The sequence below is a fragment of the Pantoea sp. X-Soil-OKNW-556 genome, assembly GCF_059730695.1.
Genome location: NZ_AP035990.1, coordinates 2,857,565 through 2,884,383 on the forward strand (window position 1 = coordinate 2,857,565; position 26,819 = coordinate 2,884,383).

At 52.5% G+C, this 26,819-nt stretch carries 20 protein-coding genes and 1 tRNA gene; 11 read left to right on the top strand and 10 right to left on the bottom strand.

Features of this window, described 5'->3' with window-relative positions:
• Positions 1–6 precede the first annotated feature (6 nt).
• The 4 genes from tssJ to AC6I8T_RS13475 all read right to left on the bottom strand — a co-directional run bounded on the left by tssJ (position 7) and on the right by AC6I8T_RS13475 (position 3,791).
• Complete coding sequence (tssJ, locus tag AC6I8T_RS13460) at positions 7–498, bottom strand: type VI secretion system lipoprotein TssJ (RefSeq protein WP_021182742.1); 492 nt, start codon at positions 496–498, stop codon at positions 7–9.
• 26 nt (positions 499–524) lie between these two features.
• Positions 525–1,106 (bottom strand): SH3 domain-containing protein, encoded by a 582-nt coding sequence (locus AC6I8T_RS13465; protein ID WP_497834010.1) that lies wholly within the window; start codon positions 1,104–1,106, stop codon positions 525–527.
• Positions 1,107–2,053: 947 nt separating this feature from the next.
• On the bottom strand, positions 2,054–2,710 hold the full coding sequence (locus tag AC6I8T_RS13470) for a methionine ABC transporter permease (protein ID WP_036624884.1): 657 nt from the start codon (positions 2,708–2,710) through the stop codon (positions 2,054–2,056).
• Positions 2,691–3,791: a methionine ABC transporter ATP-binding protein gene (locus AC6I8T_RS13475; RefSeq protein WP_302474896.1), complete on the bottom strand. Its 1,101-nt coding sequence runs from the start codon at positions 3,789–3,791 to the stop codon at positions 2,691–2,693. The genes AC6I8T_RS13470 and AC6I8T_RS13475 overlap by 20 nt, the downstream gene beginning before the upstream one ends.
• A 192-nt stretch (positions 3,792–3,983) precedes the next feature.
• Here AC6I8T_RS13475 and AC6I8T_RS13480 point away from each other — a divergent pair, with 192 nt between their 5' ends.
• The 3 genes from AC6I8T_RS13480 to AC6I8T_RS13490 are packed head-to-tail and all read left to right on the top strand — an operon-like array spanning position 3,984 to position 6,919.
• Positions 3,984–4,622, top strand: a complete 639-nt coding sequence (locus AC6I8T_RS13480; RefSeq protein ID WP_021182738.1) for a TetR/AcrR family transcriptional regulator — start codon at positions 3,984–3,986, stop codon at positions 4,620–4,622.
• Positions 4,623–4,639: 17 nt separating this feature from the next.
• Positions 4,640–6,076 (top strand): D-arabinono-1,4-lactone oxidase, encoded by a 1,437-nt coding sequence (locus AC6I8T_RS13485; protein WP_497834011.1) that lies wholly within the window; start codon positions 4,640–4,642, stop codon positions 6,074–6,076.
• A gap of 18 nt (positions 6,077–6,094) precedes the next feature.
• Positions 6,095–6,919 carry a glycosyltransferase family 8 protein gene (locus tag AC6I8T_RS13490; RefSeq protein WP_497834012.1) on the top strand — a complete coding sequence of 275 codons (825 nt, stop codon included), beginning with the start codon at positions 6,095–6,097 and terminating at the stop codon, positions 6,917–6,919.
• Between the two features lie 37 nt (positions 6,920–6,956).
• Here the strand turns inward: AC6I8T_RS13490 and AC6I8T_RS13495 are convergent, their stop codons facing one another.
• Entirely contained in the window at positions 6,957–8,078 is a 1,122-nt protein-coding gene (locus AC6I8T_RS13495) for a Gfo/Idh/MocA family protein (RefSeq protein WP_497834013.1), read from the bottom strand.
• Positions 8,079–8,421: 343 nt separating this feature from the next.
• Here AC6I8T_RS13495 and AC6I8T_RS13500 point away from each other — a divergent pair.
• A tRNA-Asn gene (locus AC6I8T_RS13500) sits at positions 8,422–8,497 on the top strand.
• Between the two features lie 75 nt (positions 8,498–8,572).
• On the opposite strand, the gene AC6I8T_RS13505 is transcribed toward AC6I8T_RS13500, so the two are convergent.
• Together AC6I8T_RS13505 and gcvA are read right to left on the bottom strand one after the other, a co-directional pair.
• Positions 8,573–14,881 carry a hypothetical protein gene (locus tag AC6I8T_RS13505; RefSeq protein WP_497834014.1) on the bottom strand — a complete coding sequence of 2,103 codons (6,309 nt, stop codon included), beginning with the start codon at positions 14,879–14,881 and terminating at the stop codon, positions 8,573–8,575.
• Positions 14,882–14,994: 113 nt separating this feature from the next.
• Entirely contained in the window at positions 14,995–15,879 is an 885-nt protein-coding gene (gcvA, locus tag AC6I8T_RS13510) for a transcriptional regulator GcvA (RefSeq protein ID WP_208724029.1), read from the bottom strand.
• 146 nt (positions 15,880–16,025) lie between these two features.
• Between gcvA and AC6I8T_RS13515 the strand changes: the two genes are divergently transcribed.
• Positions 16,026–16,634 (top strand): glutathione S-transferase, encoded by a 609-nt coding sequence (locus AC6I8T_RS13515; protein WP_021182732.1) that lies wholly within the window; start codon positions 16,026–16,028, stop codon positions 16,632–16,634.
• A gap of 67 nt (positions 16,635–16,701) precedes the next feature.
• On the opposite strand, the gene AC6I8T_RS13520 is transcribed toward AC6I8T_RS13515, so the two are convergent.
• The gene (locus tag AC6I8T_RS13520; RefSeq protein WP_021182731.1) at positions 16,702–17,724 is read right to left on the bottom strand and encodes an LLM class flavin-dependent oxidoreductase; all 1,023 of its coding nucleotides are present in this window, start codon (positions 17,722–17,724) and stop codon (positions 16,702–16,704) included.
• A gap of 219 nt (positions 17,725–17,943) precedes the next feature.
• Between AC6I8T_RS13520 and AC6I8T_RS13525 the strand changes: the two genes are divergently transcribed.
• The gene (locus tag AC6I8T_RS13525) at positions 17,944–18,915 is read left to right on the top strand and encodes a fatty acid desaturase (protein ID WP_497829213.1); all 972 of its coding nucleotides are present in this window, start codon (positions 17,944–17,946) and stop codon (positions 18,913–18,915) included.
• Entirely contained in the window at positions 18,908–19,696 is a 789-nt protein-coding gene (locus AC6I8T_RS13530) for a phosphate/phosphite/phosphonate ABC transporter substrate-binding protein (protein ID WP_497834015.1), read from the top strand. Before AC6I8T_RS13525 ends, AC6I8T_RS13530 begins: the two co-directional genes overlap by 8 nt.
• Positions 19,697–19,698: 2 nt before the next feature.
• On the opposite strand, the gene fusA is transcribed toward AC6I8T_RS13530, so the two are convergent.
• The gene (fusA, locus tag AC6I8T_RS13535) at positions 19,699–21,795 is read right to left on the bottom strand and encodes an elongation factor G (protein WP_497834016.1); all 2,097 of its coding nucleotides are present in this window, start codon (positions 21,793–21,795) and stop codon (positions 19,699–19,701) included.
• A gap of 202 nt (positions 21,796–21,997) precedes the next feature.
• On the opposite strand from fusA, the gene AC6I8T_RS13540 reads away from it, so the two are divergent.
• Positions 21,998–22,909 (top strand): ketopantoate reductase family protein, encoded by a 912-nt coding sequence (locus AC6I8T_RS13540; RefSeq protein WP_208724025.1) that lies wholly within the window; start codon positions 21,998–22,000, stop codon positions 22,907–22,909.
• 86 nt (positions 22,910–22,995) lie between these two features.
• Here AC6I8T_RS13540 and AC6I8T_RS13545 read toward each other — a convergent pair whose 3' ends face one another.
• Positions 22,996–23,922 carry a LysR family transcriptional regulator gene (locus tag AC6I8T_RS13545; RefSeq protein ID WP_208724024.1) on the bottom strand — a complete coding sequence of 309 codons (927 nt, stop codon included), beginning with the start codon at positions 23,920–23,922 and terminating at the stop codon, positions 22,996–22,998.
• 116 nt (positions 23,923–24,038) lie between these two features.
• Between AC6I8T_RS13545 and AC6I8T_RS13550 the strand changes: the two genes are divergently transcribed.
• The 3 genes from AC6I8T_RS13550 to AC6I8T_RS13560 are packed head-to-tail and all read left to right on the top strand — an operon-like array spanning position 24,039 to position 26,819.
• A complete protein-coding gene (locus tag AC6I8T_RS13550) occupies positions 24,039–25,478 on the top strand; it encodes an NAD-dependent succinate-semialdehyde dehydrogenase (RefSeq protein WP_497834017.1) in 1,440 nt (479 codons plus the stop codon).
• Positions 25,479–25,488: 10 nt separating this feature from the next.
• Positions 25,489–25,821 carry a carboxymuconolactone decarboxylase family protein gene (locus AC6I8T_RS13555; RefSeq protein ID WP_021185921.1) on the top strand — a complete coding sequence of 111 codons (333 nt, stop codon included), beginning with the start codon at positions 25,489–25,491 and terminating at the stop codon, positions 25,819–25,821.
• Positions 25,822–25,838: 17 nt separating this feature from the next.
• The gene (locus tag AC6I8T_RS13560) at positions 25,839–26,819 is read left to right on the top strand and encodes an NAD(P)H-quinone oxidoreductase (RefSeq protein ID WP_497834018.1); all 981 of its coding nucleotides are present in this window, start codon (positions 25,839–25,841) and stop codon (positions 26,817–26,819) included.

The following is a 26,819-nucleotide window of genomic DNA, read 5'->3' on the forward strand; positions in this document are numbered from 1 at the left end:
CATCCTTTACTGCTTAACCAGGCGCAGGCCGTTGATATCCGCCACAATGCTGGCATTCAGCTCACCATCGTTACTTTTCCAGAACTGCCAGAACGCACTGTCATCCCCGTCCGGGAAGGGCAGTGCCAGACGCCAGACTTTGCCGTCCAACGTCTGATATTCCGCCATGATGCCGATGAAGCGGGCTTCGGCCAGACTCTTACCACTGAGCGTGTTACTGAGTTGCCCTGCTCTCAGGAAGAATTCCTGGTTATTGAGCAGTGAAGCGCCGAGCACTGCCCCCGGCTGGTTTTGTAGTGAATAGAAGTCGGCAGACATAAATGCGGCGTCAGAGGTGAGTAGCATCACCCGAACTTTGAGCGGCGCACCCGCATTGATTTGCGGATGCGCCTGGAAATGCAGGTTGTAGCGCGCTACTGAGGTTTGGCTACTACTGCATGCCGCCAGTAACAGGACGAACAGCGGCAAACACCACTTTCTCAGGCGACTTATCAACATCACCTGTCCCTCCATGTTTAGCGAGATTAGTTGATGATCCAGGTACCGCTGTTACCGTTCTGACAGGCTTTGCTGTCGCCATCGACCGACACGCAGGTCTTTTTCTTTGCGGTACGCACCCGACGTTTCGGCTGATCGGCTTTCAGGGTTTGATCGTAGAGATCGCTTTTCACCAGAGCGCGGAACGGGACATAACCAGTGAGCTGGGCCGCAGCTGGCGCAGCCGCGGTTTTCTGCCCTTCTGTCGGTGCGGCTTCGGCCTGTTGCTGTTGCTGCGCCTGCTCGCCAATCGCCAGCCAATTGTTCTCAACCATGCCAAGGACCGTGTAGGTTTCACCGGTTTTCAGCGTGGTCACCACTTTGCCGCCGTAGTCAGGGCGCGTCATCACCGAGGTCGGGTAGAGCGCGCGATAGGCGTCATTGACAGGACTGAACTGCGCAGGCGGATTGACCGCATGACGGTGGACCAGGGTTACACCGTCAACAGTGCTGGTCACCAGGGTGTCGTCAGTGATGGGTGGTGGCGCTTTACAACCTGCAACAACAAAGACAAACAGCAGGCTTAACGCAATGCGGAGATTCACCATTTTCTTCATGTTTAGTTCCATTAATCTCTAAAAAATGGCCATTGGCCGGTTGTTAGCAAAATAAATCACTGAATGCCGGGCGAACCGATGCAATCAGGACCATTTAGAAAATTGACCACACTATTTATCGGAATCTCTTGACCAAATGTCTGCTTAAAATTGATCAGTTCCAATTAAGTATTTCAGATGCAATAAAAGGGAGCGTAAGACCAGGAGGGGGTTGATATGCAGTTATAAAACATTCACTAAAGTGATCAATATCTGCAACTCAATAGGGGGTAAAGCAGCGTGCACAAGATTTACTTATGACATTCCTGGTCTGAAATCCACCCTGCCTTATAAGACCGCTCAATCAGGGTGCAAAAGTCGTGACGAATATTAATCGCGAGCAACATGGATCACAATCGATCTAAATCAATTAGTTATGATCATTCTGTAGCATCATAGCTACCGCACGAGCCTGGTAAAACCCGCCCGTGAGCATAAATCATCATCCATGTGTTAACATCGGGCAAAGGTTTACATAAGCCTGACAAAATATCAACGTGCGGTATTCCTGGAAACATCCATAAACATTACTTAACAAATAATTCTAATGGAAATTTACCTCGTTTTAGGCAGACAAAATCAGAATCGTCTTAAAAAATGATGCAATTAATAAGAATTTTGCTACTAACAATGAAAATTCACACATCTAAAATTCATAAAATTTCACAAAAAAAGTGGTCCTGATTGAGTACGCATTTACTCAATTTGAGTTATGTCAGGTAAGACAGGTTTTTATACTTACAAAACCAAAAAGGGACATAGTTATGTCTGTAAATGGCAGAATTTTGACCTGTCTCTTAGATAGAAACATGCAGCTTGAATGTGAAGGGAATGGAATGAATACCGGGTTTACACCAGAATGAACGGAACAGGCATAAAAAAATGGCGCGATTTATCGCGCCATTACGAGGAAATCGTCATTAATGACGCTTATCCACTTTTGCCACCAGTCGATCACCCAGCCACTGAATACCGCATACCAGAATGATCAGCACCGCGATCACCGCCAGCATCACGTTGGTTTCAAAACGCTGATAGCCGTAGCGAATCGCGAGATCCCCCAGGCCACCGGCACCAATCGCCCCGGCCATCGCGGAGGCACCCACTAACGCCACCAACGTAACGACGAATCCCGCCAGAATACCCGGTAACGCTTCCGGTACTAACACTTCCCAGACAATACGCAATTTACTGGCTCCCATAGCACGCACAGCATCGATCAGGCCACGATCCACCTCGCGCAAGGACACTTCCGCTACACGGGCAAAATAAGGCGTCGCGGTGATCGACAGCGGAACAATCGCCGCCCAGGTTCCCAGCGACGTGCCAACCAGAAAACGGGTAAACGGGATTAGCGCCACCAGCAGAATAATGAAGGGTAAGGATCGAAACCCATTGATGATGATCCCCAGCACCTGATTAATCAGCCGGTGTTCGGCAATGCCACCGGGACTGGTCACCACTAAAATCAAACCCAATGGCAGCCCGGCAACCAGTGAAAACAAGCCAGAAACCAGCGTCATCAGCAAGGTTTCGCCAATGGCGTTAAGCATTAAATCAATCATTACCGGTGACATAGCCGATTCTCTCCACTTGTGCCTGCTGCTGTTGCAGCCAACTGATGACGGGTTGCTGTTGCGCCTGCGGCAGCGCAATAAAGAAACGGACTACCGCGTAGTGCTGAATGTGGTCTACCCCACCCTGCAATAAACGGAATGCCCCCGGCCAGCGCGTTGCAAGGCGCGTCAGTAAATCGCCCTGATCATCTTCACCAGCAAAATCAACGCGATAAATGGCTTCACCGACAGGCTGTTGCTGAAGACGCGCCGCCAGATTTTCCGGCAACTGGGGCAGCAAACCGCGCAGCAGAGTTTGTGTCAGTGGGGTTTGCGGATGGGCGAATACCTGCCATACCGGCCCGCTTTCAATAATTTCCCCGGCGTCGATCACCGCGACCCGATGCGCGACGGATTTGATTACCTCCATCTCATGGGTGATCAACAGAATGGTGATGCCAAGTTGCTGATTAAGAGATTTCAGCAACCCCAGAATGGAGCGGGTGGTTTCAGGATCTAACGCTGAGGTCGCCTCATCGCACAGCAGCAACGCGGGCTTTCCCGCCAGCGCCCGGGCAATCCCCACGCGCTGCTTCTGACCACCCGACAGTGCCGCCGGATAGTGATCCGTTTTATCGGACAACCCCACCAGCTGCAATAACTCCGCAACACGCTGCTGACGCAGTGCTTTCGCCACACCGGCAATTTTCAGTGGCAACGCCACGTTCTGCGCCACGGTTTTCGCCGAGAGCAAATTAAAGTGCTGAAACACCATGCCAACCCGGCTACGTACCGCTTGCAGGTCCTGTTCCGACAACCCACTGATCGCACGCCCCTCGATTTCAATCACGCCTTCGTCCGGCTGTTCCAGGCCGTTAAGACAGCGAATCAGCGTCGATTTCCCGGCACCGCTGCGGCCGATAATACCGAGGATTTCGCCTTGATTGACGGTCAGAGAGAGTTTGCGCAGCGCATGAGTTGCACCAAACGTACGAGAAAGATCGCGTACGTTAACCACCACCGGTGCACGGTGCACAATATCTGTCGTATCCGTGGCCGCACGGCGCGATAATGAAATGTCATCGGGAAAGAGTAGTGTCATGGTTCACCTGCATCGGGCGCGCATGGCCCGGCTCGCGGGCCGGGAATCAGCGCAGTATACGCAGCGACTTATTATCACTTAATCTCGATTTCAGAATTGTTATTCACAAAAAGCATATAAAGCGCACAGCCTTACGTTTTCACCCGGCATGCTGTGCTAACATCACCTTTTCGCACCTTGTTATTGAGCACTATGTCAGAAACGACCAAACGTAAAAATGACCCTGAAGGGCTGAAGAAACGCATCCTTGCTGGCGCACTGAAAACCTTTGCCGAATTCGGTATGCAAGGGGCACGGCTGGAGCAGATTGCTGAACACGCTCAGACCACCAAACGTATGGTGGTCTATCACTTCGTTAATAAAGAGAAGTTGTATATCGAGGTGCTGGAGCAGGTTTATCAGGCGATTCGTCAGCATGAAACCGGGCTGAATCTCGCGGCGATGGCCCCGGAAGAGGCGATGACCAAACTGGTAGAAGCCAGTTTCGATTACCACGTTTCGCACCCGGATTTTATGCGGCTGGTCTGCACCGAAAACCTGCTGCGCGGTCGCTACATCACCCAATCAGAACGTATTAAAGCGCTGAATAAAAGTGCCCTCGACCTGCTCGATGACATTTTGTCGCGCGGGCAACAGCAGGGCATTTTTATCACCGGCGTGAATACCATTGATGTGCATCGCCTGATAAGCAGCATCTGCGTCCATCATGTCTCCAACCGTTATACCTTTAACGCGCTGTTTAGCCCGGATAACAGTGAAGAGGAGAGTATCCACCGCAATCGCCAACTGGCGGTTACCGCCACGCTCCGTTATATCCGCAAAGCCCCTTAGTCTGCGGCTGCGCTGTGATGGTCTACGCTTTAGTCAATGGGACCATCACAGACCTCAGACTAAGGAACGCCGTAGTGAAAGATTCCCACCTTTATCCTTTACGCCACACCGCCAACATCGATAACGAAAACCGTCTGTGGAACTGGGCGCAAAATAGCGTCGTCGGTCTGCGTGCCCAGCTACAGCGGCCAACCTGCGAAGCGGAATTACAACAGCTGCTACGTCAGACCACAGGCAAAGTACGCGTGCTCGGCAGCCGTCTGTCACCAGGCCGGATGCTGGGCGTCGGGGCACAGGATCTGCTACTGGATCTCAGCGCAATGCAGGGGGTGATCGCTGTCGATGATGAGAGCGTCACCTTTGCCGCTGGCACCCAACTGGAGCAGATCTATACCACCCTGACAGGGATGGATCGCATGCTGGCCTCCTCGCCGGGCGTGATTGCGGTCCAGACTCTGGCGGGTGCGATGTCAACCGGCACCCACGGTCAGGGGCTGGATCAAAGTTCACTGGCTGACGAAGCGACTCGCATTCGCATGGTGTTGGCGGATGGCAGCCTGCGGGAGTTCACCCGTGATGATGCCGATTTTTCTGCTGTACAGGTGGGGCTGGGCGCATTAGGCATTATCACAGCCGTCACGTTACGCACCCGCCCTTTTCGCCTGTTTACCTGCCATAAATATGCCGTTACGGCTGACAACCTCGGTCAGGATCTGCTGACCTGGAATCAGCAATACGAACTGAGCAAAGCCTGGTGGTTTGTTGACGACAATCTGCTGCATGTGTGGAATGCCGAAGAAGCCAATCCCCAGGATCAACAACGTTACTACGCCAACCAGCGTGAAGTGATTGAACATGGCGAGGGGACCGACAGCAGCCTGAATGAAACTATCGATCAGACGCTGGCCCAGATGCATCGCGATACGCAGATTCACGGCAAAGGGGGTAAACAGTTCCGCACCGTGACGCGTTTTCGCGACTTCACCGACATCAGCGGCGATATCTATCAGTTATTTTGCCGTGGCATTGCGGTGCCGCAGATCAATGTGGAGATTGGTGTCCCGCTGGCGCGAACGCCCGCTGTCATCGGGAAAATTAAAGCATGGTACGCGGCAAAACATCCACATATGCATTACCCGATTATTCTGCGCTGTACCGGGCCATCGTCGGCATGGCTCAGCCCGGCGTATCAACAGCCCACCTGCTTTTTTGGTTTTGTGGTGTACTACGCCGACGACGGTTCGCTATCGCAGGAAGGCCTGCATTTTCTTACTGAAGTGGAAAAGCTGCTCGCGGCTGAGGGTGGCCGCCCCCATTGGGGAAAATATTACGATCCGCAGCGTTACACCTGGCGGGATATCTATCCACAGTGGGATGCCTTTCGCGCGGTGCGCCAGCAGCTCGATCCACAGCGACGTTTCAGCAACGACTACGTTACCGCCCTTTTCGATTAAGCCTGACGAGAGGAAAGTATGTTTGCCTGGGTCACTTTATTAACACAACCCGATTATCTGGTGGGCGTGCACGCGCTGCACCGTTCGTTGAAAAAAAGCGCCAGCCGCTGGCCGCTGGTGGTGATGGTCACCGATGCCATTGACCAGACGACGCGTGAAGCCTTGCAGGCCGAGGGCTGCGTCATTCATCCGGTGGTGCCGCTGACACCGCGAAGCGATCTGGCGCAGCACTATGCCTCGGCGCAGTTTGGCGAGGTGTGGAGCAAGCTGCGGGTCTGGGAATTGACCGGCTGCGAGCGCGTGGTGTTTCTCGACGCCGATATGCTGGTACTGCGCAATATGGACGAACTGTTCACCCTCGATTTGGGTGAATATGCCCTCGCCGCCTGCCATGCCTGTCGCTGCAACCCGAATCAAATTGCCAGCTATCCCGCCAGCTGGCAGCCAGAGCATTGCCACTACACCTGGCAGGAGCGCCAGCAACCTGCCCCCGCCAACGTCGATCTGTATCTCAATGGCGGCTTTTTGGTGTTGAAACCTGATATGGCGGTCTTCCGGCAGTTGCAGGAGAAAGTTGCCACCATTGACGATTTGCGCCGCTACCCGTTTTCCGAGCAGGATTTGCTGAATGAGGTGTTTGCCGGGCGCTGGTTGCCGTTGCCTTATATCTACAACGCGTTAAAGACCTTACCTTTCCAGCATCCTGAGCTGTGGCACGCCGAAGAGGTTAAGAATCTGCATTATATTCTGGCGAAACCGTGGAAACGCGATTTGTATCAACCGGAGATGGAACGCGATCGCTACTATGCGCTGGATAAGTTGTGGTGGCAGATGGCGACCTGACGGCGCGCTTGAACGCGCCGTTGGGCAACGCAGAATATTATACGGTCATCCAGCGTCGTTCGGTGGCAGATATCGCCACCGCTTCCAGCACCTTCTGAACCTGTAATCCTTCCGCGAAGTCTGGCCACATCCGGTCACCTGCGGCGATGCCGTTAATCAGATCACGAATTTCGACGGTTTTCTGATCGTTAAAACCAATACCGTGTCCGGCTGAAACGCAGAAGTTGGCATAATCCGGATGCGCCGGGCCGGTGAGAATGGTTTTAAAACCCTGACGTCCGGCCGGATCATCGTGGATATAGAGTTCCAGCTCCGCCATTCGCTCCTGGGTGTATCGCAGCGTGCCTTTGGTGCCGGTCACCACATAGGTCAGCCCCATTTTGCTGCCGCAGGCGATACGCGACGTTTCAAATACGCCATGCGCACCATTTTTGAAGCGTAGCAGCGCGCTGGCCTGATCTTCATTTTCTACCGGCAACAGGCGGCTGGCATCTTTCGGGTCCGGGCGTTGCTTAATGACCGTCATCATATCGCCACTGACTTCTGCGATATCGCCCACCAGATAGTGCGCCATATTGACGATATGCGCTGAGAGGTCGCCGAGTGCGCCCAGCCCCGCCAGCGCTTTCTGGCAGTGCCAGTCGAGCGGCGTTTCCGCTTTCGCCAGATAGTCTTCGTTGTGGGTACCGTAGAAATGCACCACATCTCCAATTTCACCACGGGCAATGATTTCTCGTGCCAGTTGGCTGGTCGGGTTTTTCATATAGTTGAAGCCTACCAGGGTTTTTACCCCGGCCTGCTGCGCAGCCTGCACCATCTCTTCCGCATCGGCGACAGAGAGCGACAGCGGCTTTTCGGAATAGACATGTTTACCGTTGCGGATCGCTTCCAGCGCCATCTCTTTGTGCAGGAAGTTGGGGGCGCAGATATCCACCACATCAATATTGGGATCACGCACCAGCTCACGCCAGTCACCGGTTGAACGCGCGAAGCCAAAGGTTGCCGCCTGTTTGGCCGCCAGCGCCGGATTGACCTCCGCCAGCATCTCACGCACGATTTCACCCTTCAGGGCAAATACCGTGGGTGCCTGCGCATAAGCGATTGCGTGACAACGACCGATGTAACCACTGCCAATCATGCCGATTCTGACTTTGTTCATACTGCACATCCTGGGTTCACAGAAGAAGTGATACGGAATATAAATTTCACCCTTAACAGCCACAACGGCCAAATGAAATATCTGTGATCATGCATGCGATGAATCTGACAAAAACGACAAATCAGAATGTAATTTTTCATAGAGTTAGTGACTGCCATCACAATCAAGCTTGCCATTTATTTCCTTTATGGATGGGATGTTCCATTTTCCTGCAAGACCCGCTCCGGGATTTTTCTCCCACAGACCGGGAGAATGCTGCTTTCTTCAGCAGTCAGAACAATTTGTGCAAAAGGGCTTTGACAAGCCGCGGCTCGCTCGTTACTATGCGCCCCGTTCAAACGATTCCTCTGTAGTTCAGTCGGTAGAACGGCGGACTGTTAATCCGTATGTCACTGGTTCGAGTCCAGTCAGAGGAGCCAAATTCGAAGAAAGAGCAGCCTGAAAAGGCTGCTTTTTTTTTGCCTGTAGCGGCGCGATTTATCGCGTGATGTAGATTACGCCTGCGCCGTTACTGTCGAAGTCTCTAAAGAAGGTGAGGTGAAGAAATTCACCGATAGCAGGGCTTCCCCATGAGTCAAATTCCGGGACTGTAGCTGAGTGGTGAACACCCGTTTAGCCAACCCAACTGTCACCATCTTGCTAAACAGAGTCGCGTCATTATCCTGGCTGCTGTCTGTCTCAACCGACCTCTTAACGCGCGCAGGGGCGGCAATATATTGAACCATTGCAGCGAAAATATCGGGATGCATTATCAATCCCGCAGCCCGATGCTGTGCGTTACCCGCTTCAGACATGAACCTGACGAGGTTATCAATTGATTCGTGATTAAAATCATGGGATCGGACCACCTTCGCAAGGTCATTTAGCGCTTTTTCGAGTTCGGTTATCCTGGAGGCATGCTCGTTAATCTGTGCTACGTTTTCATTTGCGCCGTAACCCACCAAATCTGCCAATTCGGAATTCCTGTAATTGAGTTCCTCCAGGACAGAACGCCCTACCTTTTGAAAGACAATCCCGACACTCTCGCCAATTGACTTCAGATATTTAGCTAATGCGAGCGGAGAATGGCACAATATCTTAACCAGTGCCGGGAGGTTTTGTTTCCTGTCAGACGCGATATTTGTTTCCAGATCGGTATAAATTTCCTTGTCAAAAAACTCATCTCCCTGAAGATGGCCAGTTTCATGAATTATCGTTTCCGGCAGCTCTTTGAGTTTAATGCTATTGACCGCAATATGAATGGGATAGTCGCCCCCCTCAACAAAGCCGTGGATGTGACTGCCGAATATCTCCATCTCTTTGCGCAGTGGGTTTGTTGATTTCTCGTGTAAATGATGCGAGGTAAGAACACTAAACTCTTCAAGCACCTCAATATCTTCCAGCGTTAACTCAGAAGAAAGTTGAGTAATACCATAGAACTTATCTTCTATATCAATCCGCATTTCCTGTGATAAATCCCTGGGGTCAATGCCGGTTAACTCGGTGAAATAACGCCAAAAATCTTGTTCGCTTTTTCCATTAGCCAAAGCGTCTTTGGCTATCTCTCTGGTTTTTTTAACACCATCATCGATGATGGTTTTTATTTCTGGATACTCACTCGAAAATGTTTCATCAGAGGCACGCCCCAGTTTTTTATACAATGAATTCGTGTTTTCGTTATGTACAATTTGTTTACCATCAATTTTGTAGTCGGCTCCCCTGGTATTCACTTCTGATAAGGCTTTGTCCCATATTTCATTTTCAGTTTTTAAGTACTTATCCTTGTATTCTTTTCTTCGCGAAACGAAGTCGTGCTCTTTGTTATTTGCTTTCGCATCGACCAGAGTCTGAGTAATGTCTGAAATTTTCTCAGCCAATTCCTTTTCATTCGCATGACTTTTTTTAACAACTTTCTTCCAGAAATTATTGCCAATTATCAGAAAATACTCACCCGCATCAACAATGGAAGAGAAAAAGTCATTGTCAGACCAATTCTCCACCACACCAGCGCCTTCCAGATCACGATGCTTATCAATAAGCGACTTTATATCATCATCTATATTTATCTCGGATTTTAGCTCATCTATCCGCTGATAACTTTGCAAAATCTTAAAGGTTTCCGATTCACTATTTCTGTACTCATCACGGGCCTGATAGAGATCATCCAGCTCCTTTACGCGTTGTGCCGTATCACTCGACAGCGTTTTTTGACCGATCTGCGTTTGCACGCAACCCTCTTTACGGGTTCCCGCTCTTTTCTTAACACGACAGAACTTACCCACAGAGGCGCTCTGTTCAGCATCTAATGGAACAAAACGCCCCTCTTCGTTTGGTCCAATACGATAATGCAACCCTCCATTTTTATCCTCAAGTACCTGAATAAATCTCACCGCATTTTCCGAAAGATCACCATACTGATAAGGTGATAGCAGAACATGGGTTTGGGTCATGGTTAACGTTTCATCTGGCCCAATCATTGACAGAAAAATATCATTATTGAAAATGGGTTTATCCTGATGTGTTTTTTTCAGTGCATGTAATGCCGCATCGATCGTCCTGACTTTGATCCGGCTATCATCAATAACTCGATAACTACCATCCTGCTCTACCTTTATTTGTACATTGAGGTCAGGCGGGGCATTTTCACCCACCGCATTAAAAATATTCTCCGGGCTGTTTTTTTCAAGCCTGATATACCCATCATTCCTGTTCAGGAAATAATCTTTTGATTTTTTATCAAAATAAATATCCGGGCTGTTATCTAATTTTTCGACTTGAGAAAAAGCCGTGCCAAAAGCACCCTCCGGCACAGCGTAGCCATCCAGATGATTCCACTGTATTTCTTCTTTTACCGCCTGCTTAAGGTCTTCTTTTTTTGCATGACCACCTAAGAATTTACCGGCTATATTATCCAGTTGTTTACCTGATATCTTTTCCCGCCAATATCTTAGCTGATAGCCATCTGATTTTCTGGCAAGTAAATTCCCTGCACCCTCGACAGAATACATCCTTTCATCATTGCCAACTTTAAAAACAATGGTTAAGGATTCATCAGGTGCATTATAAATAATTCCGCTATAAATATGATCTTGCGGTATATTATCCAGATTGAAGGTATCTGTCTGTGGTTTTTTATCCGGTGATACTTCTTTGACAAAAGGAGCAAGCGCCTCATGCTGTTTAAGTTTATTTCCCCAGGAATTTTCTTTATGATTTTTAAATGGCGTGAATTCATTGACCTTCCGTGGGCCATTTTCCTGGTGAAGATCATGCTTCAATACGATTCTTTTTAGTGCCTTCTCTGCAATTTGTTGCAAATCCTGCACCGCTTTCTCCGTACCCAATGACATAAAGTCGGCTATGCAACCTATCCCATCATTAGCCAGTGCCACTTTCGCCTCGTCCAGCCCCTCATTGGTGGATGAGGTTATCTCTTGTATACGAAGCGGTCCAGCATCTGGCTTACTTATTATCTCTATTGGCGCCTTCCCCGTGTCGTTTTTCAACACTTTGAATTTTTCTGCTTTATTGATAAATATTATTTTTTTCTGAGATTCTTCTTTTGTAATCTCTGTTATCTTTATCAGATCCGCAACTGAGTTTACACAACTTCCGAATGGGATAAAACCAAGAAGTTGATTTAAAAGATTGTCTAATTTATTTAATGCCTCATCGTTATTTTCTTCATACTTGCCATCTTGCGGCAATAGAGGAAATAAAGGGGCCACTTCAGGCTGAATATTAAACCACTTAAATGCTTCAGCCTGAGGCAGTATTTCAGGTAATTCCTCCTGAACAGCTTGATAGACAACATGAATATTTTCTGCTGTAAAATTTGACACCTGAGATGTCCAGTTAGATCCTGCAATCGACAAGGGTTTGATCAATTTAACTTGAGGGATGGCAAACTTATAATCCTCCGCTTTGTTTTTATGCATCATATGTGGGATAAACTTATTAATAAAGAAGAGGGAATGCTGCTCGACGTATTTACTGATATCTTTTATTTCAAGGGATGAAACAGGGATCTCACATATGCCGGAGTTAACCATATCGGTGATCATCATCGAGGGACTCAACAGATACGCGCGGGTGATAATACCCTCTAAATTTTGAACAGTGATAATAGTCCCCGCATTTAACGGAACATTATTTTTATTGCCATTAACACTGATGATTAATCGATTTACTTTGACCCTGAGCGTGCCAGCGGAGACTGCTTTCTCAATGTAATTTTTGGCTTCCATCGGCAGCGAAGACAGAATATGTTCACATGTCTCAACAAACTCCCTCGAAAACTTTTCTTTTATTAACGTTAATTTTTTAGCATCATCATTGCTTTCATCTGATGCGTTCATTGCAACAGCAAAATCTAAATGCGCGGAGAAGAGTTTATTACTTAAATGATAAACCTGTTTCAGATCTTTTAATAACTTACCTAATCCTCTAAATGATGACGTAACCTCATTAATCTTAATATTATTTTCTGTCACCGCAGATGTTGTGATTTGGTCTTCATCATACAATTTAAAATAATCCTTGCTATCTGGCGGCATAAATTCAGGGTCGGCATGAAGCAGAGTCAGCAAGGCAATAAACTGCAACTGAACTGGATTTTCATTCACTGAGAGAGAAAGGTCATAGGTTTTAGCGCAGGCTGCACCAAAATTCAGCATAATACCTTCAAGAGAAAGTACGCGGTAATTAAGATAGGGATGATTTTCTGTTTGCCCCCCATGAGTCAAGTTAACATTTGCCAGCGGGAACAGATCAGCTATTTTATGGTCAATAATCTGCCTGATTGCCGCCAGTTGTGTTCGACTTAACCGTCTGAACTTTTCAGCTTGTTCGTTTTGATGTCGGGAATGTTTTATAGCATTCGTATCCCCCGGCGATGGTGAAGATTTGCTAGCAGGCAATGATGATAATACCGCTTCTTTTATTGAGTGAAGATCAGATATTTTAACATCACCTTTTATTCTTTGATAAAAAGAGTCCATAGCATAAGTTATAATATCTTTATCAACCTTGATAAGACTGCTAAAAAACAGACTGGCCAGCCATTCTTTTTTATCAGGAAGACTTAGGATTTTAGTCATCAATTGTTCTGGTGAAACGGCAAAATCACCGCCTCTAACCAGAGTGCGAACAAATAAACTGAACTCGTACTGATTAACGTCAGTCAAACCTTGACTCAGAGCATTATTACAGACACCCGCATATGCGTTAAGTAAATTCTCAACGGTAACATCCTCGCCATTTATTATATTATCCTGCAAACTGAGCATTCTCATATTTTCAGAATGCTTATATAATAAATTATATTCATACATCTTGGTAACGGGAGGGGCAGCCAGAAAGTCTTGCCAGATAATTGATTTTATTTTCTCTTCCGTTGATGTTTCAGTTAAGGATCCATTAACGCTGATTGAAAGCTGGTTGTTGAGCCTCCGTAATAATGGGGTGGTTTCGCCTGTTGTGGTAGTATTGGACCTGTCTGGTAGCAGTTCTGGATGTTGTAGCCATATGTCATCTGGTGTTTGCGTCGTGATTAAATCACTCTCCTTCCCGGCCCCCTCCACCAGCGGTAAGAACAGGGGGAATAAACTTATGTTTTCAATGCCGCGAAATGTCGTGGAAATACTGTCGGTCAAACTCTGAATCAGTGGCGATAATGAGACGCCATCCCGACTCGTCGGAGCGTCCTGCTCCGGTTTCCGCTGAATGGCAGCCCGTTTGGGTTCAGGTGTTGGATCAAACTCCGGAAATATATCATCTTTGACTGGTTTATGGTTTTTATCACTCGCAAACAGATACTGGGATGTATGCAGCGCAGGCTTACCACAATTATCCTGTAGTAATTGCTCCCAAACATTCCCGGTCGCATGACTTGTCAGCGGTAAAGCATCCTCTAATAGCGGAAGCAATGGATTACTATGCGTTCGTAAATCGGTCAGCCCGAGCAGAATATTTCTTAACACTTCGGCCAACCGAAACCACTCCGTTGTAAAGGTGTTCCATGCCTCTTTTGACGCCGCCAGCTCCCTCTCATTTTTCATTTGCCGCTGAGAGTGGATGAGTTCTGATCTTAACGGCAGCTTATTTAACGCAGTGACATATGATAAAAATTTTTCTACCCATTCTTTGCGCTCCTTAAGTACATCCAGTGCGTTTCTCGCACGGAAAGCGACTTCGTCAACCGACACGGTTTTTTGCGGCGTATCGCTCAAAGAAAACACCCGATCTACCAGTTCCAGCAACTCAAATTCCGGATAGAGAAGAAAGCGGATCAGACTTTTAATATTGTTTTTATGGCGTTCAAATTGTTGACTATCATTTCGCCCGTCTTCACCACACGGCTTTCCACCGGAGTTGGCAACACGCTCTTCAGGTGGCTGAAGTCCGTCCATGATCCTCTCCAACGTGCCGATAAGTTTCTTGCGATCCTTTAAACAGTAGCGGTACAAGGCGGGCAGACGGTCAATAAAAGACTGTACGTCGCGTATTTTAGTTCTGTGTAACCCGGATGCCAGCACGTTGGCCCCTACCCCGATAATAGCGCCAGGAACCGGGGCCGTCGTCGAGCCACTAAGAAAAGCCGGATGGGCGAGAAAATAGGTGATGTTATTTAGCATGCCCAGTCCAAGGTCGCATGCCGAGCGGGGTAGAGATATCAATGAGCAGGCGTCAGACACCGGCCTGACCAGCGAGGTAGCGATGTCGGAGAGGCAATTTCCCCAGCTATAATTTATCCTCCCGTTATCAAGATCGGCACCAGATGGGCGGTTTATCGGTTTTTGCGTGGCGGATTGAGTATCAATCATTGAGGTTTCCTTTCTGGAATGGCGGTATGTTAATTTCCTGCATCCTGCTGGAAACAGAATCGATGCCGCCGCGAATATAAAGCATCCCCCCTGGTCGTATCGTGATTTTTCAATTAGTTATTTATGAAATGCGCCACTTCCTCCATCAGCCAACTAATAAACGCCGTCTCCTCCTCGCGCTTCTCACTCTCCTTACGCGTCACCAGCCAATACGGCCACGGGTAATCCACGCTGAACGGGCTGAGTTGCACCATTTCCCCCCGATCCAGCGCGTCCTGCACCAGCGATCGTCGTTCCAGCGCGATACCTTGTCCAAGTCGTACCGCCTGTAAAATCAGGTTTGAATCGTTAGTAACCAGGCCATTCGGTACTATCGGTTGACTCAATCCCGCCGCCTGGCACCAGTTATCCCAGGATTCGAGGGTAAAAAGGAGTTCACTGGCGGCAATTTGCTGTGGGGTCTGCGGCAGATTACCGCCATTAAACTGCGGTGACGCCACCACCAGCAGCGTATCGGCAAACAATAGCTGACTGTTGACGCCAGCCCAGTCACCTTTACCCATACGAATGGCGATATCGGTGGTGGCCTGCTGCATATCGTTGACGCTCAAGCTGGCCTGTAAGCGCAGATGAATATGTGGGAAACGTTGACGAAAACGTGGCAGCCGCGGCATCAGCCAGTGGCTGGCGAACGAAGGCACCGCCGCCAGGCTAAGTTCGGCGCGCCGCGGTTTGACCTGCACCTGACGCGTAGCATCGGCAATACGCCCCAGCGCTTCACGGATCTGCATCGCATATAACCGCCCTTCTTCGTTAATCTGTACTCCGCGGACCTGGCGAGTGAATAAGCGTACCCCCAACAGATCTTCTAACGCTTTAATCTGCTGGCTGATGGCCGAATGGGTAACATGCAACTCTTTCGCCGCCAGAGTAACGCTACCCAGTCTCGCTACCGCTTCAAAGCTACGCAGGCTGGCAACCGGGGGGAAATCTGCCATCACCGTTCCTCACATAATGAAAACCTAAGCCTGCCACAATAAGCGTAAGTTTTACTAACAAAAACGCTTAGAAAGCGTCGCTGGCTGAATCACGGCGGCTGGGGTACTGTCTGGGCAAAGAAACTGAGGATTTACAAGGAGTCATGATGAAACTGATTGGTATGCTGGATTCCCCTTATGTACGCCGCGTGGCAATTTCCCTCGCGCATTACGGCATGGCGTTTGAACATCAGTCGCTGTCGGTGTTTCGTCACTTTGATCAGTTCGCGCAGATTAATGGTGTGGTCAAAGCCCCCACGCTGGTGCTGGCCGATGGCAGCACGCTGATGGATTCGTCGCTGATTCTGCACTATCTGGAAAGCCAGGCCGCTACGTCCCGCAAGTTGCTTCCCACAGCGCCGACTGCGCTGGCTAAAGATACCCAGATTCTCGGGCTGGCGTTGGCCGCCAGTGATAAAGCGGTGCAGTTCCAGTACGAATGCACGCTACGTCCAGAAGAGAAGCAGCATCAACCGTGGCTCGACCGCGTGACACAGCAACTGCTGACGGCCTGTAAAGCCTGGAATGCCGAGCTGGAACAACGCGAGATCAATCCGCAACAGCCGGATCAGGTGGCGATCAGCAGCGCGGTGATTTGGGGATTTATTCAGTCGATTATTCCGCAGGTGGTGCCGGCAGAACATTATCCGCGTTTGCAGCAGGTGGCGCAGCAGATGGAAGACACCGCGTTATTTGCCCACTATCCGCCGGTGTAAAAAATGAAGGTGCGCATAATGCGCACCGATAAAATATCGCAGGATTTTGTAGCGGCGCGTTTTTGCGTTAACGCCAGCCCAGCTCCGGTGCCACATGGGTCAGGATCGCTTCCATCACATGCGCACAGTAATCCACCCCAAGCTGGTTCGGAATGGTCAGCAACAGCGTATCGGCTTCGGCAATCGCCTCATCCTGTGCCAGCTGTTTGATCAGCTGTTCCGGCTCTGCCGCATAGCTGCGACCAAAGATAGCGCGGGTTTTCTCATCGAGGAAACCGACGGAATCCTGATCCTGACCGCTGCGACCAAAATAGGCACGGTCGATATCATTGGTCAGAGCAAAAATGCTGCGGCTGACGGAAACACGCGGCGTGCGCTGATGACCGGCTGCCTGCCAGGCTTCACGGTACGCGCGAATTTGTTTCGCCTGCTGGATATGGAACGGCTCACCGGTTTCATCATCTTTCAGCGTTGAACTTTGCAGGTTCATCCCCTGCTGCGCGGCCCAGATGGCGGTTGCGTTCGAGCCGGAACCCCACCAGATACGCTCACGCAGGCCTTCAGAGAAAGGCTCCAGGCGCAGTAGCCCCGGTGGATTTGGGAACATCGGCTGTGGATTGGGTTTAGCAAAGCCTTCACCACGCAGCACTTCCAGCAACTCCTCGGTATGACGACGTCCCATATCGGCATCGCTTTCGCCGTCTTTCGGGTTAAAGCCAAAGTAGCGATAACCTTCAACCACCTGCTCCGGCGAACCACGGCTGATACCCAATTGCAGACGGCCATTGGAGATCAGGTCGGCGGCGCCGGCATCTTCCGCCATGTACAGCGGGTTTTCGTAGCGCATATCAATCACGCCAGTACCAATCTCGATGCTTTTGGTACGCGCCCCCACAGCGGCCAGCAAGGGGAACGGAGAACTTAACTGACGGGCAAAGTGGTGCACGCGATAGTATGCGCCATCGGCACCTAACTCTTCAGCGGCCACGGCCAAATCGATAGATTGCAACAACACATCCTGAGCAGAACGGGTGGCAGATTGTGATGATGGCGTCCAGTGACCAAAGGATAAAAAGCCAATCTTTTTCATGGAACTGTTCTCCTCGCGGGCGGGTTACGCCCCGGCGTAAGTAAGTCGTTTTCGATGCTGAAAGGTTACGTCAGCCGCGTCCGTACTGATAGCCAATTGTTTTCACCCGCTTCATCAAGTTTTTCGACATAAGTAAGAAAATTAAGGTCTTTGTGTTTTTTTTGACCTTGCCGCATCGTCTGGCGACACCCTTTCAGCCAGCAGGACAATGTCGCCATCATGCCCAAAGGTTCTTCCGCCTATATCAACGCACAACAACGTGAACAGGTTCATCAACTGGCGCGTAGCTGGTTATGGCGCAGTGAACTGCCAACCTGGCTGCTGATGCTGGCGGTGTATGGTGGTTGGTTTGGCACGTTATTTTTCGGGCAACAACTTGGCTGGCTGCCGACAACGTTGCTGATGATTATCTTTACCACCTGGTATATGTCGTTGCAGCATGAGTTGATCCACGGCCACCCTACCCGCTGGCCGCGCCTCAATCAGTTGTTCGGCACTCTGCCGCTGGCGGTGTGGTATCCCTATGGTCTGTATCGCGATTCACATCTGGCGCACCATCGTAACCACACCCTGACCGATCCCGATGACGACCCGGAAAGCTATTATCTGACACCGCAACATTGGGCGCGCTTGCAGCCCTGGCAGCGCCGGGTGATCCATCTGCGTAATACGTTCACCGGACGGCTGCTGCTGGGGCCATTGCTGGACATTCTTGCGACGCTGCGAGCGCTGCTGCTGGCGTTTCGTCAGCGCGACAGGCAGGCCATCGTCATGTGGGTGATTCACCTCAGCCTGTTGGCTGGGTTGTTCTGGTGGCTGGCGCAATGGGGTTATTCACCGCTGTGGTTAGTACTGGCGGTGAGTTATCCGGCGCTGGCGCTGACCAAAGTCCGGTCTTTCTATGAACATCGCGCCGAGGAGGAACCGCTGGCGCGTTCGGTGAATAACGAAGCGGGGCTGGTGTGGCGCGTGCTGTTCCTTAACCTCAACTATCATTCAGTACATCACGATCTGCCGGGCCTGCCGTGGTATGGCCTGCGTCGCGTTTACCTGCTTCATCGCGAGGACTATTTCCAACGCAACCAGGGGTTTCGCGTCGCGGGTTATGGCGAATGGCTGCGACGCTTTTGGGCCAGACCGGTTGCGGTTAACGCCCACCCGGCTCGCAAACAGGATGTACGCCATGACTAAAACGTTTTCCTTACCGATGTACGATATCAACCATGCCACCACCGAAGCGTTGACGGATGCGCTGGTGCAGTTGCTGGCCGCGCGCGGCGTGGCAGCCCGCGTGGCGTGGCACAGCGATCTGCTGCCGCACTGGCGCGATCACGACTTGTTGCTGAGCCAGACCTGTGGCTACCCATTGGTAAAACTGCTGCCGGATGTGCAACTGGTGGGCGCATTTCAATCCAGCGCACCGGGTTGTGAAGGTTTGCGTTATCGCAGCTGGCTGGTGGTTCGCGCCGAGGATGCAGCGCTGACGCTGGCCGATTTTCGTGGTCGCCGGGCGGTGTGCAACAGCGATGATTCGCACTCCGGCTACAACTCGCTGCGTTACGTGGTGGCCCCGCTGGCGCAGCAGGGAAGATTCTTTGCCGAAACAGGTTTCAGCGGCAGCCATCGTCAGTCGCTGGCCGCCCTGCGTCATCAGCAGGCGGATATTGCCGCCATTGATTGCATCACCTGGGCATTGTTGCTGCACAATTTTCCCGGGGAGCTGGCCGGGTTAACGATTATTGGTGAAACGCCGTTGTGTGCTGCGCTGCCGCTGATTACCGCCGCCAGCACCGATCAACCGACGCTGGCCGCCTTACGTAGCGCCTTGACACAGTTGGTGCAGGATGAGGCTTATCGGGAACTGTGCGCAACCAGCCTGATCGGCGGCTTCGCTACGCCGGATCGCGCCTTTTACGATGAAGTGTTGCAGTGGGAACAGCAGGCCGCCACGCGGGGCGTGACGGCGCTGTAAGTTTAATGCCGTGCCGCGATGATCGCGTCGGCGACGTTTTTCGGTGCTTCGGCGTAGTGGTTGAATTCCATGCTGTAGGTTGCACGACCCTGCGACATCGAACGCAGCGTGGTGGAGTAACCAAACATCTCCGCCAGCGGCACTTCGGCGTGAATAATTCGCGCGCCAAAGCGTTCTTCCATGCCCTGCAAGGTGCCACGGCGTGAAGAGAGATCGCCCATCACGTTACCGGCATACTCTTCCGGGGTTTCCACTTCCACCTGCATTACCGGTTCGAGGATCACCGGATCGGCCTGTTTTGCCGCCGCTTTGAAGCCGAAGATGGCGGCCATGCGGAATGCCATCTCGGATGAGTCGACATCATGATACGAACCAAAGGTCAGGGTGGCTTTGACGTCTACCACCGGATATCCCGCCAGCACGCCGCTGTTCAGTGCTTCACGAATCCCCTTCTCGACCGAAGGAATAAATTCACGCGGCACCACACCGCCTTTGGTGGCATCTTCGAAGGCAAATCCGCCCCCCGGCTGCTGCGGTTCCAGCGTCAGCACCACATGGCCGTACTGACCTTTACCACCTGACTGGCGCACAAACTTACCTTCAACATCGCGTACCGTTTTGCGGATGGTTTCACGGTAAGTCACCTGCGGGCGACCAATATTGGCCTCCACGCCAAACTCGCGTTTCATGCGGTCAACGATGATCTCCAGATGCAGCTCACCCATACCGGAAATAATGGTCTGGCCCGATTCTTCATCGGTATGCAGGCGGAACGATGGATCCTCCGCCGCCAGACGCTGCAACGCCAGCCCCATTTTTTCCTGGTCGCTTTTGGTCTTCGGCTCAATCGACAGCGAAATCACCGGATCCGGGAAGTCCATACGTTCCAGGGTGATCACCGCATTCGGGTCACACAGGGTTTCCCCGGTCGTGACCTCTTTCAGGCCGACGCAGGCGGCGATATCACCGGCGCGAATTTCTTCGATCTCGATGCGATCGTTCGCCTGCATTTGTACGATACGCCCGATGCGTTCTTTCCGTCCTTTCACCGCATTCCATACGCTGTCGCCTTTACGCAGCACGCCGGAATAGACGCGCACAAAAGTCAGCTGGCCAACGTAGGGGTCGCTCATCAACTTGAATGCCAGCGCCGAGAACGGTTCGTCATCATCAGCATGACGTTCAGCATGTTCGCCGTGCTCATCAATACCCGCCACCGGGGGTACATCCACCGGTGACGGCATCAGCTCAACCACCGCATCCAGCATGCGTTGCACGCCTTTATTTTTAAACGCACTGCCGCACAGCATCGGCTGGATCTCGTTCAGCAAGGTACGCTGGCGCAGACCGGCAATCACCTGCTCCTCGCTCAGGTCGCCCTGCTCAAGATACACATCCATCAAGGCGTCACTGGCTTCTGCGGCGGCAGCCACCATATTTTCACGCCACTCAGCGGCCAGCGCCTGTAATTCGTCAGGGATCGCAGCGTAGCTGAAGGTCATACCCTGCGTGGCATCGTCCCAGTAAATGGCGCGCATTTTGGTGAGATCCACCACGCCGGTAAAGTGCTCCTCGGCACCAATCGGGATCACAATCGGCACCGGATGGGCGTGCAGACGATCTTTCATCATCTGCACCACGCGGAAGAAATCCGCGCCCTGGCGGTCCATCTTGTTGACGAAGGCAATGCGCGGCACATGATATTTGTTGGCCTGACGCCAGACGGTTTCTGATTGCGGCTGCACGCCACCCACGGCGTCATACACCATCACGGCACCATCCAGCACACGCATTGAACGTTCCACTTCGATAGTGAAATCGACGTGTCCGGGGGTATCGATAATGTTGATACGGTGCGGCGCAAAGCTGCCATCCATACCGGGCCAGTAGCAGCTTACCGCTGCCGAGGTGATGGTAATACCTCGCTCCTGCTCCTGTGCCATCCAGTCGGTGGTTGCCGCGCCATCGTGCACTTCACCCAGCTTATGACTCATCCCGGTGTAAAACAGGATGCGCTCGGTGGTGGTAGTTTTACCGGCATCGATGTGCGCGGAAATGCCGATATTGCGATAACGTTCGATGGGTAGCGGTCGGGGCATGATGCGTCCTTAGTCAGTTCGACGGAAAAAGGCGGGCACCATTGCCCGCCGTTGCCAATCAGCTTAGACCTCGCGCAGGAAGAAATGCGAACAGATTGAGCTGTTTTTCATCAGTCCTTTACATGCATACGCATTTGTCCACTGGCATCCCTCAGCGCTGCGTTTTAAGGTAGGGGTCTCATTCACAACGGGAAACACAACCATGCGCATTCTGGTAGTCGGCGCCGGCGCAACCGGCGGGTATTTCGGTGCGCGTCTGGCGCAAGCAGGACGTGATGTGACTTTTCTGGTGCGCGAGCGCCGTTTTCAGCAGTTAAAAGCGAACGGGATGGTGCTGAAAACCCCCGACAGCACCGAAACCCTGCATCCGCAACTGGTACAGGCCGGCACGCTGGACGGCAGCTATGACCTGATTATCCTGACGGTAAAAAGTTTTGGTCTGGCGCAGGCGATGGAAGATATCGCCCCGGCTGTCGGCCCTGACACCCTGATTATGCCAATTCTCAACGGCATGCGGCATATCGATACGTTGCAAAAACGTTTTGGCGACAAGGTGATTGGCGGCCTGTGTAAAATCAACGCCACCCTCGGTGAGAACGGCGAAGTGGTGCAGATGACGCCGCTGCATATCCTGTTCTACGGGGCGCTGAACGGCGTGAATGACGCGCGTCTGCAACGGGTGGATGAGACGTTGCGCGGTGCGCAGTTCAACACCGTGTTTGCCGACAACATCAGCAGTGAGCTGTGGGAGAAGTGGTTGCTGCTGAGTACGCTGGGAGCCGTGTGCTGCCTCGGGCGCGGCAATACTCAGCAAATCCTGACATCACAGGGCGGGGAAGCGTTGTTGCAGGGCATCTTCGGTGAAGTGCTGAAGGTGATCAGCGCCGAAGGCTATCTTGAGCGCCCGGCGGTGACGGCGAAGATTCTTGAGACGCTGAATAATCCGGCCACCCCAATGACCTCTTCGATGTACCGTGACCTGACCCAGGGCTTTGATATTGAGGCGGATCAGATCATCGGTGACCTGGTGGCGCGCGCCACGCGCAACGGGGTGGCTACGCCGCTGCTGAATGCGGTGTATGTTAATTTGCAGGTGTATCTGAAGAACCGGTAATCGCCAACCGTAGCGGCGCGATTTTTCGCGCATTTTGCCTGCTGCACAAGGTCAAAGGCGCGCGATAAATCGCGCCGCTACGCCCATTAAATATCCTGCACTGACCAGATCGCCGGATTGCCAATCCGGGTGCGCAAGGCATCAAGAAACAGGGTGACGCGAGCCGGGGGATGACGTAACGCGCGTAACGCGTAAATCCCGGTTGCCGCCTGCGGCTGTGCCGACCACTCAGGAAAAATCTGCTGCAAAACCCCGGCCTTGATATCCTCCCCCACCACCCAATCGGGGAGATAAGCGATTCCTAGTCCCTCCACCGCCGCCAGACGCATCCCTTCAAAATCATCACAACCAAAAACCGGTGCGGTGTTGGATGCCCGTGTCGGATGCCCCAGCACCGCAGACCAACCCAACAGGTCGGAGCCATGTAATTTGTCGATCAGCCGATGTGCGGCCAGATCGGCCAGCGTGGCAGGTCCCTCGTGCTGCGCCAGATATGCCGGACTGGCGCACAACACGCGGGTCTGAACAGCAATGCGACTGCCAATCAGGGTACTGTCCGCCATATCCCCGATGCGGATCACCAGATCCAGACGTTCCGCTACCGGGTCAGCCAGACGTTCGGTCAGATCCAGCTCCAGCCGTAAATCCGGGTGCTGACGGGCCAGTTCCCCCATCACCGGCAGCACGTAGCGCTTGCCAAAGGTCGGGTAGCAGGCCACGCGCAAAATCCCGGTGACTTCCCCTTTCATCGACGCCAGCTCCTGCTGTGCATCCACCAGCGAATCCAGAATCTGTCTGGCACGGATCAACAAGGCTTCACCGGCATCCGTCAGGGTGAGATGGCGGGTGGAGCGCAGAAACAACGGCGTATCAAGATGCGCTTCCAGTGCATCAATCTGACGACCAATCGACGAGGGGGTACGGCCACGCCGCCGACCAGCAGCGGAAAAACTACTCTCGCGTGCGACGTCAACGAAGACGCCAAGGAACTCGGCAAATTTCTCTGATTGCATCTGTGCATTTCTTGCATAGCTGTTGTGGGGAAAGGCCATCTTATCAGCGAAGCTCGCCGGGCTTAACCTTCTTCTCAACGCAAATCAACAACATCATCCATCTGAGGAAGAAGACCATGCAAAACCCAACTTATGATTCACTTTACCTGTTCATCAATGGCAAGTGGCTGAACGCCGACGACCGCGATACCGCCGCCGTGGTAAACCCGGCGACTGGCAACGTACTTGGCCGCCTGCCGCTGGCGACCGAAGCTGACCTGGCGCTGGCGCTGGATGTTGCGCGTGACAGCTTTGACGTCTGGCGTCACACCGTCCCCGCTGAACGGGCGCGCATTATGAAGCGTGCAGCGGAACTGATGCGTGAACGCGCTGAGCATATCGCCACGCAGATGACCCTCGAAGAGGGCAAGCCGCTGACCGAGAGCCGTGATGAAGTGCTGCGCGCCGCCGAATACTTCGAATGGTTCGCCGAAGAAGCCCGCCGTATTCATGGCCGCGTGGTGCCCGCCAATCGTCCCGGCGTGCAGCAACTGGTGAAACGTCAGGCCATTGGCCCGGTCGCCGCCTTCACCCCGTGGAACTTCCCGGCTATCACCCCGGCACGCAAGTTGTCTGCCGCGCTGGCTGCGGGATGCAGCGTGATTCTGAAACCCGGTGAGGAAAGCCCGGCAACGGCACTGGCGCTGGCGCGCTGTCTCGACGAGGCTGGCCTGCCAAAAGGGGTGCTGCAAATTGTCTTTGGCGTACCGGATAAAGTCTCTTCTCAGCTCATCGCCTCACCGATCATTCGTAAGGTGGCCTTCACCGGTTCGGTTCCGGTCGGTCGTCTACTGTCAGAACGTGCCGCCGCCGGGGTAAAACCCATCACGCTGGAGCTGGGGGGACACGGTCCGGTGTTGGTGTTTGCCGATGCCGATATCGATGCCGCCGCAACCGGGGGCGCCGCAAATCGCTTCCGTGGCACCGGCCAAATCTGTATCTCTTCCACCCGCTTTCTGATCCAGCGTCCGGTATATGAACGCTTTGTCGCGGCCTTTGTCGCCGCAACCGAGAAGCTGGTGATTGGTGACGGTATGGCGGCAGGAACGCAGGTTGGCCCGCTGGCGAATCAACGTCAGCTGGAGAAGATGGAATTGCTGGTGGCGGATGCCGTCGCCCAGGGAGCAAAAGTACTGATCGGCGGCAAACGTATTGCGGGTCCCGGTTATTTCTTCCAACCCACCGTGCTGGCGGATGTGCCGATGAGCGCCCGCATCATGCATGAAGAACCGTTTGGCCCGATTGCCGTGATGCGCCCCTTCGACGCGCTGGAAGACGGCCTGGCAGAAGCCAATCGCCTGCCCTACGGACTGTCTGCCTATGCCTTTACCCGTGATGCCCGTACCGCCATTGATGTCGGCGATGGCCTCGAAGCCGGGATGATCGGCATCAATCAGTACCGCATCATTGCGACCGAGTTGCCGTTCGGCGGAATGAAGGAGAGCGGCCACGGCTCTGAAGGCGGTACCGAAGGCATTGAACATTACCTGACCAATAAATTTATCAGCCAGATTTAAGGAGATGACCATGAAACCGATTGATTTCACCAGCCCGCGCGCTGCCGCTCGTCCGTTTACCCCGAAACTGGCGGACTTTGTTGAACAGCCGCTGTATTCAGACGTCTGGAAAGATGCGGATCTGGCCCCGCGCGACCGCAGCCTGATCACCATCGCCTGTCTGATTGCACTGAACCACGCCAATGAGCTGCCCGCGCATTTACGCCGTGGTATCGAAAATGGCCTGACCCAAACCGAGTTAAGTGCCGTGATTACCCATATGGCGTTTTATGCCGGTTTCCCGGCCGCCATTACCGCGTCAGCCTATGCCAACGCCACCTTTGCCGATGACCAGAGCAATTGATAATTAAGGAAAAGACCATGAAAGCCATTACATTTGATCAGTTTGGACCGGCCGAGGTGTTAACCCTGACCGAGGTTGCAGAACCGGTTCTGCGCCCACAGGATTTACTGGTGCGCACCCGCGCCGCCGGGGTTAACCGGGCCGATCTCACCCATCGTCGTGGCGGCTATGGCCGCCCTGACTTCGGGGATTCCACCCTGATGGGGCTGGAAATCGCCGGTGATGTGATTGCCGTCGGTGCCGAAGTTTCCGGTTACAAGGTCGGTGACCGCGTAATGGGTATCGTTGGCGGTGGGGCTTACGCCGAAGTGGCGCGCATTGATTACCGCATGGCGATGCCGATCCCTGACAGCCTGAACTACGTCCAGGCGGCAGCCATCACCGAAGTGTTTGTCACCGCCAATGAAGCGCTGGTGAATCTCGGTAAATTGCAGGCAGGCGAGACGGTGTTAATCCATGCAGGGGCGGGTGGCGTGGGTGGTGCGGCGGTACAACTGGCGCATGCCATCGGGGCAACGGTGATCACCACCGCCCAGGCCAGCGCTCATCAGTTGGTACGTCGTATGGGGGCAGATTATGTTATCGATTATGTGCATGAGGATTTCGCCACGGTGGTCGACAGCCTGACGGAGAAACGCGGCGTCGATTTGATCCTCGACTTTATCGGTGCGCCCTACTTCGAACGTAACGTTAATGCGCTCAACTTCGGCGGTCGCCTGGTGCAGATTGGTATTATGGGCGGCATCGAAAATGCCAAAATTCCACTGGATCGGCTGCTGTATCGCCACCTGCAAATTTTCGGCACGGTGATGAAATCGCGCAGTCAGGATGTCAAACACGCGATGTCACAACGCTTCCGTGAACGCTGGTTATCCGAATTTGGCAAGGAGGGACTGGCACCGATTATCGACAGTGTCTATCCCCTTGCTGAAGCAGCGGCGGCCCATCAGCGCATGGAAGAGGGCCTTAACGTCGGGAAAATCGTGTTGACGGCGTAG